The 7,589-nt window shown below is 63.4% G+C and carries 8 protein-coding genes; 5 read left to right on the top strand and 3 right to left on the bottom strand.

Going from position 1 to position 7,589, the window contains the following annotated elements; translation table 11 throughout:
* Positions 1-185: 185 nt before the first annotated feature.
* Complete coding sequence (locus tag V7787_RS51655; RefSeq protein ID WP_004374921.1) at positions 186-1,067, top strand: LysR family transcriptional regulator; 882 nt, start codon at positions 186-188, stop codon at positions 1,065-1,067.
* Here the strand turns inward: V7787_RS51655 and V7787_RS51650 are convergent.
* A complete protein-coding gene (locus tag V7787_RS51650; protein ID WP_004576841.1) occupies positions 1,052-1,711 on the bottom strand; it encodes an alpha/beta hydrolase in 660 nt (219 codons plus the stop codon). The two genes, V7787_RS51655 and V7787_RS51650, sit on opposite strands and share 16 nt — an antisense overlap.
* Before the next feature lie 267 nt (positions 1,712-1,978).
* On the opposite strand from V7787_RS51650, the gene V7787_RS51645 reads away from it, so the two are divergent.
* The 3 genes from V7787_RS51645 (at position 1,979) to V7787_RS51635 (ending at position 5,169) form a co-directional block, all read left to right on the top strand.
* Entirely contained in the window at positions 1,979-3,163 is a 1,185-nt protein-coding gene (locus V7787_RS51645) for an MFS transporter (protein WP_012052224.1), read from the top strand.
* A 62-nt stretch (positions 3,164-3,225) separates the two neighbouring features.
* The gene (locus V7787_RS51640; protein WP_064491418.1) at positions 3,226-4,077 is read left to right on the top strand and encodes a LysR family transcriptional regulator; all 852 of its coding nucleotides are present in this window, start codon (positions 3,226-3,228) and stop codon (positions 4,075-4,077) included.
* Positions 4,078-4,173: 96 nt separating this feature from the next.
* Entirely contained in the window at positions 4,174-5,169 is a 996-nt protein-coding gene (locus tag V7787_RS51635) for an aldo/keto reductase (protein ID WP_010954243.1), read from the top strand.
* On the opposite strand, the gene V7787_RS51630 is transcribed toward V7787_RS51635, so the two are convergent.
* A complete protein-coding gene (locus V7787_RS51630) occupies positions 5,162-6,424 on the bottom strand; it encodes a HAMP domain-containing sensor histidine kinase (protein WP_004374932.1) in 1,263 nt (420 codons plus the stop codon). The two genes, V7787_RS51635 and V7787_RS51630, sit on opposite strands and share 8 nt — an antisense overlap.
* Positions 6,421-7,122 carry a response regulator transcription factor gene (locus V7787_RS51625; protein ID WP_064491421.1) on the bottom strand — a complete coding sequence of 234 codons (702 nt, stop codon included), beginning with the start codon at positions 7,120-7,122 and terminating at the stop codon, positions 6,421-6,423. Before V7787_RS51625 ends, V7787_RS51630 begins: the two co-directional genes overlap by 4 nt.
* 197 nt (positions 7,123-7,319) lie before the next feature.
* Here V7787_RS51625 and V7787_RS51620 point away from each other — a divergent pair.
* A partial coding sequence (locus V7787_RS51620) for a POTRA domain-containing protein (protein ID WP_336095275.1) occupies positions 7,320-7,589 on the top strand: 270 nt, incomplete at its 3' end.

The raw sequence follows: 7,589 nt of genomic DNA, 5'->3' as shown, positions 1-7,589 counted from the left end.
TTGGGGTACTACCTCAAAATCTTTGTGGGATTGCAGATTTATTAAACTGCGTGACTGAGATGTTGCAGGATGTCTCAGTGGCGCGCATCGTAGGCCCTCTGGTTAATAATAATAAATATATTGTTATGATGCTTAGCATCACAGTTCGTTATGAATGCATCCCGCATGAAAGGTAGCACCCCTCAATGAACCTCAAGGCATTGCGCTGCTGTGTCGAAATCGTCCGGCAAGGCAGCTTCACCAAAGCCGCGCAGCACCTGCACATCGCCCAGCCCGCGCTGAGCATGGCCGTTACCCGGCTGGAAGAAGAACTGGGGGTAACCCTGTTCAACCGCACCACGCGCAAAGTGATCCTCACGGCAGAAGGCGAGCAGTTCTTGCCGCGCATTGCCTCTGCCCTGCGCGAAATGGACGTTGCCCGGCAAGAGCTGCGCGACATGGCCGACCTCAAGCGCGGTGAAGTACGCCTGGGTATCCCGCCGATGTTCGGCCTGCACTACGTCCCCGGGTTGATGAACGCCTTCCGCAAGTCCTATCCGGGCATTGCCATGACCGTGTTCGAAGGCAGTGCCGAAGACATTGGCCATCGCCTGGAGCAACGGGAAATCGACCTGGCGCTGCTGGAGTCCCGGCGTGTACCGCCCGACAAGGAGTCGATCCTGCTGGGCAGCGACGAGATGCTGGCGTGCATGCACCCGGATCACCCCTATGCCGGCAAGGCCTACCTCACCGCCGAAGACCTGCGCAATACCGACATGGTGGTGTTCGATCGCACCTTCGTTCAACGCCATCTTCTGGATGCGTTCTTCGCCGAACATGGCATCACTTACCAGGTGGCGCTACAGAGCAACTTCGTCTCGCTGGTGGTGCAGGCCGCGCTGGACAACATGGGGGTGGCCACCCTGCTGCGCTCGGTGCAGCAACGCACGCCAGGCATCGTCGGCGTGCCGTTCCGGCCAGCACAGCAGATGAGTTTCCGCTTGTGCTGGCGCTCGGGGGAATACCTGTCGCTGGCCAGCAAGCGGTTTATCGATTTTGCTGCACAGACGCATTACCTGGAGCGGTGAGTACCAGTCTTCTGGGCGAGATGAGCAATCACCTGCTCCGCGGCACGCCCCAGGCAGCCTTTGAAAAAGTGATTGGCACCGGCGTATACCGACACTGCCCGTTGTTCAGGGCCAGCCCATTGCAGCAGGTTGGCCAGCGGTGCCATTTCATCCTGTTCACCATGGAGTAACAGGCAATCCCCAGGCAGCGGCAATGGCTCGTAATAGCGCCCTCCCGGTACATCCCCCACCGGCAGCCCCATCAATGCGACTGCCTGCAACTGCCCTTCCAGCGCACAGGCAACCCGGGCGAACACGTAGGCCCCAAAGGAAAACCCGACCAGCGCTACCGGCAGCTCGGGCTGTTGCTGGTTGAAGTGACGGATGACCGCGATGCAATCCTCGGCTTCACCGATGCCCTGGTCGTGCGTGCCTTGCGTCTGCCCCACCCCACGAAAGCTCGGCCGTACCACTTGCCAGCCGGCTGCACGCAGCTGCCGTGCAAGGGTCAGTGGCACGATATGCCGTGGGCTACCGCCCAGCAGCGGTTGCGGATGGCTGACCAGCACCAGCCCTTTGGGTGGTCCGTCGGGGTAGTCGATCAACAGCTCGATCTGGCCGACGGCCCCATCGATAAGCAGCGGGTTGCGCGGGGTATCTGACATTGCAGTTGTCCTTGTGAACCGAATGTGTGGCGCGTGTACTCACCGTTTGCCGAGCGTTGGCGCGTCACCGCCCGCAGTCTAAAAGAGCAGGCGTACCCGCTGCCACAGGGTCCCGTCACTTCAGCCAGGGGCGTAGCAAGCGCGCCCGCACTGAGCAGGAAACGGGCTGCAACGTCGCGGCAGCCGGGGCAGCATCCTCGACGTTGCAGCCATCGATTGACTATTATCCCGCCTTGAACGTTTCAGCATGTTTCAATAGGGATACAAATGTCAGTCCAGGAACGCCCCCCGCTCCCCAGTAAACACACCGTCGCCAAGATGGAAGCCGCCATGGCACTGGGCAGCTTTGCCATCGGCACCGGCGAATTCGCCATCATGGGCCTGATGCCCGACATTGCCAGCAATTTGCAGTTGAGCGAGCCGCAGGTGGGCCATGCCATCAGCGCGTATGCGCTGGGGGTGATGGTTGGCGCACCGACACTGGCCATTCTCGGTGCCAAACTGTTGCGCAAGCACATGCTGCTGCTGTTGATGCTGCTGTATGCCGTGGGCAACCTGGCCACGGCCTTTGCCCCCTCGTTCGGTGGCCTGGTCACATTTCGTTTCATCAGCGGCCTGCCCCACGGCGCCTACTTCGGCATTGCCGCAGTGGTCGCCTCGAGCATGGTCGCCAAGGATCAGCGCGCGGGGGCGGTTGCCCGGGTAATGATGGGCCTGACCTTGGCCATGTTGCTCGGCAACCCGGTTGCCACCTTCCTGGGCCAGTACTTCGGTTGGCGTTCGGCATTCGTGCTGGTCGGCGCGATCGCCCTGTGCACCATCGCCCTGGTCTGGCGTTTCGTGCCCCAGCGCCACGACGAAACACGCAGCGACCCGCGCAAGGAGCTACAAGCCTTTGCCCTCCCACAGGTATGGATGGCGCTGGCCATCGCTTCGATCGGTTTTGCCGGCATGTTCTGCGTGTTCAGCTACCTGGCACCGACCATGCTGCACGTGACCCAGGTGTCGCCACAGTGGATTCCGTTTGGTCTGGCGGCGTTCGGCGTGGGCGGTATCGTCGGCAACATCGCTGGCGGCAAGCTGTTCGACCGCCTGCAGTTCCGCGCCGTGGGCTTGGTACTGATATGGTCGGTCGCCGTGCTGCTGTTCTTTACCTTCGCCGCCCAGGCGCTGTGGAGCCTGCTGCTGGGCATCGGCCTGGTGGGCACCATGATCGCGCTGGCGGCACCTCTACAGATCCGCCTCATGGACATTGCCCATGAGGCACCTAGCCTGGCAGCGGCGTCGAACCATGCGGCGTTCAACCTGGCCAATGCGCTGGGGCCATGGCTGGGAGGCATGGCGATCACTGCCGGCATGGGCTGGACCAGCACCGGGTACATCGGCGCCGCGACTGCACTGGTTGGCCTGGGCATTTACCTGGTGGCGCGGCGGATGAAAGGCGGGCATTGAAGCCGGCAGGGTCATAAAGGGTTACCCTACCCCTTTATGCACCCGCCACTGCCGAGTCATTCATGTTCGATTGGGAAGACCTGCGCCATTTCTCCGCCTTCAGCTCGGCCGGCTCGCTGTCGGCCGCTGCCAAGACCCTAGGTGTCGACCACGCCACCGTGGCCCGGCGCATCGCCTCGCTCGAAGCTTCGCTCAAGCTCAAGCTGGTCGACCGACGTCCCCGCGCTTATGCCCTCACCCACGAAGGCCAACGTGTTGCGGAACTCGCCGAGCAGATGGCCATGTCCTCTTTTGCCCTGGAGCATTTCGCCAGCGCCGGCCAACAGACAGTGGAAGGCGAAGTGGTGCTCTCGGCACCACCGGCGCTGCTGGGCAGCATCGTCGCCCGGCGCTTGGGCGAGCTGTACCAGCGCTACCCACAGCTGCGCCTGAAGCTGGTAGGCAGCAAATCCAAGGCATCCTTGGTCCGCCGCGAAGCTGACATCAGCATCGCCCTGGCCAGGCCGACAGAGCCAACTCTGGTGGTCAGCCTGCTGGGGCACCTGGATTACCGGCTGTATGCCTCGCCCGGTTACCTGGCCAGCGCAACGGTCAGGCGCTACATCGGCTACGACGAGTCTCAGGCCCGTTCCCCACAACAGCAATGGCTCAACCTCCAGGCCGGCCAGCAGCCGTTCGCATTGCACAGCAATGATCTGCGCATCCAGGCCCAAGCCTGTGCCGGCGGCATCGGCATCGCCTGCCTGCCCGCGTTCATGGCACAGGAACACGGTCTGAAAGAGGCAGGCAGCGCCCAACAGACAATGAGCATCGAAATCTGGCTGGCCGTGCATGAAGACGTGCGCGCCACGCCGCGGATCAAGGCGGTTACCGACTTCCTTCAGCAACAGGTGCGGCCGCTGCTGCGCTTGTGAATTCTTGCAGATGGCGCATGCATCAATACGGAATTTTCGCCCAACCCTGCCAGCGTTAGGCTAACTCCATCACTCACGCCCTTGAAGGAGACGACGATGCAGTACGTAAAGCTGGGTAGCACTGGGCTGGACATTTCAAGGCTGTGCCTGGGCTGCATGACCTTCGGTGAACCCGACGCCGGCACTCATCCCTGGACCTTGGGCGAAGACGCCAGCCGGCCGATCATTCGCCATGCCGTCGAGCAAGGCATCAACTTCTTCGACACTGCCAACAGCTATTCCGCCGGCACCTCGGAAATCATCCTCGGCAAACTCCTGAGGGAGTTTACCCGACGCGAAGAAACCGTGATCGCCACCAAGGTGTTCTTCCCTGCCAACATGTGGGAAGGCGCCAGCCGGCCCAATGAGCAAGGCTTGTCACGCAAGGCGATCATGGCCAACATCGACGCCAGCCTCAGCCGCCTGGGCACAGACTACGTCGACCTTTACCAGATCCACCGCTGGGACTACCACACACCCATCGAGGAAACCATGGAAGCTCTGCATGATGTGGTCAAGGCCGGCAAGGCGCGCTACATCGGTGCATCGTCGATGTATGCCTGGCAGTTCGCCAAGGCGCAGCAGGTAGCCGCCAACCATGGCTGGAGCCGCTTCGTGTCGATGCAGAACTACCTCAACCTGATCTACCGCGAAGAAGAGCGAGAGATGATCCCGCTGTGCCTGGATCAAGGCGTCGGCCTGATGCCCTGGAGCCCGATGGCGCGCGGCCGCCTGACACGACCGCATGGGCAGCAAACCCAACGCACGCGCACCGATGTGTCCGGGCAGTCGTTCTATGAAAAGACCGAGGTGGAGGACGGCCGGGTAATCGATGTGGTCGAGCAGATCGCCAGCGAACGGGGGGTGCCGATGGCCCAGGTTGCGCTGGCCTGGGTGCTGGGTAGGGCCGGCGTTAGCGCCCCTATCGTCGGCGCCTCGAAGCCCGCCCACCTGGACGATGCCCTGGGCGCACTGTCACTGCAGCTGAGCGAGGACGAGGTGGCGCGCTTGCAGGCCCCTTACGTTCCCCACGCGGTCACCGGCTTCAAGTAGCAATGGCTTGCGGCAGTTCGATGCGCACCCGCAAGCCCCCTGTGGCGGCGGCCAGCGCGGTGATGCTGCCACCGTGCAAGGCGATGGCACGCTGGGCGATCGCCAGCCCCAGGCCGAAGCCGTCGCTGCTGTCGGTGCCACGGTCGAACGGTTCGAAGATGCGCTGCAGGCGCGCCGGGTCGACGCCTGGGCCATGGTCGCTGACGCACACTTGCAACCATTGCCCACCTGGTGCCGGTGCGGCCTCCACCAATACCGCCGTGCCGGGCTTGGTGTAGCGCACGGCATTGCGGATGACGTTCTCGAAAGCCCGGTACAGGAGCTCTTCATGGCCATGCATGAGAAACGCGCCCTGAGCCAGCAAGGACACCTGGCACTGCTTCATGCCTGCCTCGAAACGGGCATCCTCGACGATCTGCGCCAGCAGTTCGACCACATCCACGCTGGCGAAGTCACTGTTGCCTTGACGGGACTGGGCACGGGCCAGGGTCAGCAGTTGCTCGATCAGGTCGTCCATGCGCCGCGACTCGCGCTCGACCCGCTCCAGCATGTCGGGCCGGTCGGGTTGCTGGCGCATCAGGCCGATGGCGGCATGCATGCGGGTAAGCGGTGAGCGCAGCTCATGGGAAATATCATGCAGCAGGTTCTGCTGGGCCTGCACCAGGGCCTTGAGCTGGCCGGCCATGCGGTCACAGTCCTCGGCCAGGTCGACGATTTCGTCACGGCGCTTGCCCAGCCGCGGCCTGACCCGCACATCGAAACGGCCTTGGGCAACCTGGCCCATGGCCTCGCGCAGCCAGGTCAGCGGCCGGGTCAGGTAAAAGCTGCACAACAGCGCGAACAGCGCGCTCATCACCGCCCCTGTCACAAACGGGCCAAGGTTGCGTGGGCGCGGTGCCATACCGACACGGGTGGCCACCGAAGCGCGCAGCACCAGCGGGCGGCCGTCACGGTCGAGCAGTGCCTGCTCGAAACGCGCCACGTGCACCGTTTGGCCAGCCAGCAAGCGGCCTTGATCGTCGTAAAGGCCTACTTGCACATCCTGCGGCTGTGGCGACACGTCCAGCAACTGGCGGCCGGCCCGCTCGCCATGCCGTTCGAGCAATTGCAGCTCGGTGGCCAGCAGCGAACGCAGCCCGGGTGTATCGCCGCGCAGCTCATTGAGCATGAAGGCCCCCGCCCCCACCAGGAAGGTCAGGGTGTTGGCCAGCCAGAAGGCCAGGAACAGCTTCCAGAACAGACGCCGGCGCATCATTCGACGATCAGCATGTAGCCCATGCCGCGCACGCTCTGGATCCAGCTGCTGCCATCGGCACGCGGGCCAAGTTTTTGCCGGATGCTGCTGACGTGCACGTCGATGCGTCGGTCATAACGGGTCAGCGGCCGGCCCAGGGCATTGAGCGACAGGTCCTGCTTGCTGACCAGCTGACCGGCCTGGCGCGCCAGGGCTTCGAGCAGGCTGAACTCGGAGCCGGTCAATTCCAGCGTGGCTGCGCCCCAGCGCGCCTCGCGCCGCCCCGGCCACATTTTCAATGCGCCGCTGCGTACCTGTTCAGGTACCTCGGGCGGGCTGGCTTCACCCATCAGGTGTGGCTGCACGCGACGCAGTATTGCCCGCAGGCGTGCCACCAGCTCACCGGGAGAGCTGGGCTTGGGCACATAGTCATCGGCCCCCAGCTCCAGGCCGGCAATGCGGTCGATGTTGTCACCGCGGGCCGTCAGCAGCAGCACCGGCACCTGGCTACGTGCACGCACGCGGCGCAGCACTTCGATACCAGAGATGCCTGGCAGCATCACGTCCAGCACCACCACCTGGAAATGGCCGGACAACGCCAGGGTCTCGCCTTCCTCACCCGTGTCCGCGGCCGTTGCCTGGAAGCCTTCGCGCGCCAGGTACAAAGAGAGCATTTCAGTCAGTTCGCGGTCGTCGTCGACCAGCAGCACAGGGATCATCAGGGCCAGATATCGCAATTGCAGGGGCTGCAATGATCGCCCTGCAAGCCGGCACTGTCACTGCCGCCCGGTCGGACTTTACACATCTTTACCCTCGGCTAACCGCGCCGTACACAGCCCGCCCGTATCCTCATCGCCCGCTGCTTGCGGGTCGCCCGCGCTTGCTGCCCTCCGAATCCGCTTGTCTGGAAACCCCGATGAACTACCCGCGCCTGTTGCTCTCCATCCTGCTGCTGAAAGCCACGTTGGCCCAGGCCTCACCGTTCAGGATCGCCGACATTCGCGTCAACGGCCTGCAGCGGGTTTCCGCCGGCAGTGTGTTCGGTGCCTTGCCGCTGAACGTCGGCGACCAGGCTGACGACCGCCGCCTGGTGGACTCGACTCGTTCCCTGTTCAAGACCGGGTTCTTCCAGGACATCCAGTTGAGCCGCGATGGCAATGTGCTGATCATCAACGTGGTCGAGCGT

This window comes from Pseudomonas sp. CGJS7, from assembly GCF_036961695.1.
The sequence above is the reverse complement of the archived record's forward strand: the minus strand, read 5'-3'. Positions and strand labels throughout refer to the sequence as shown.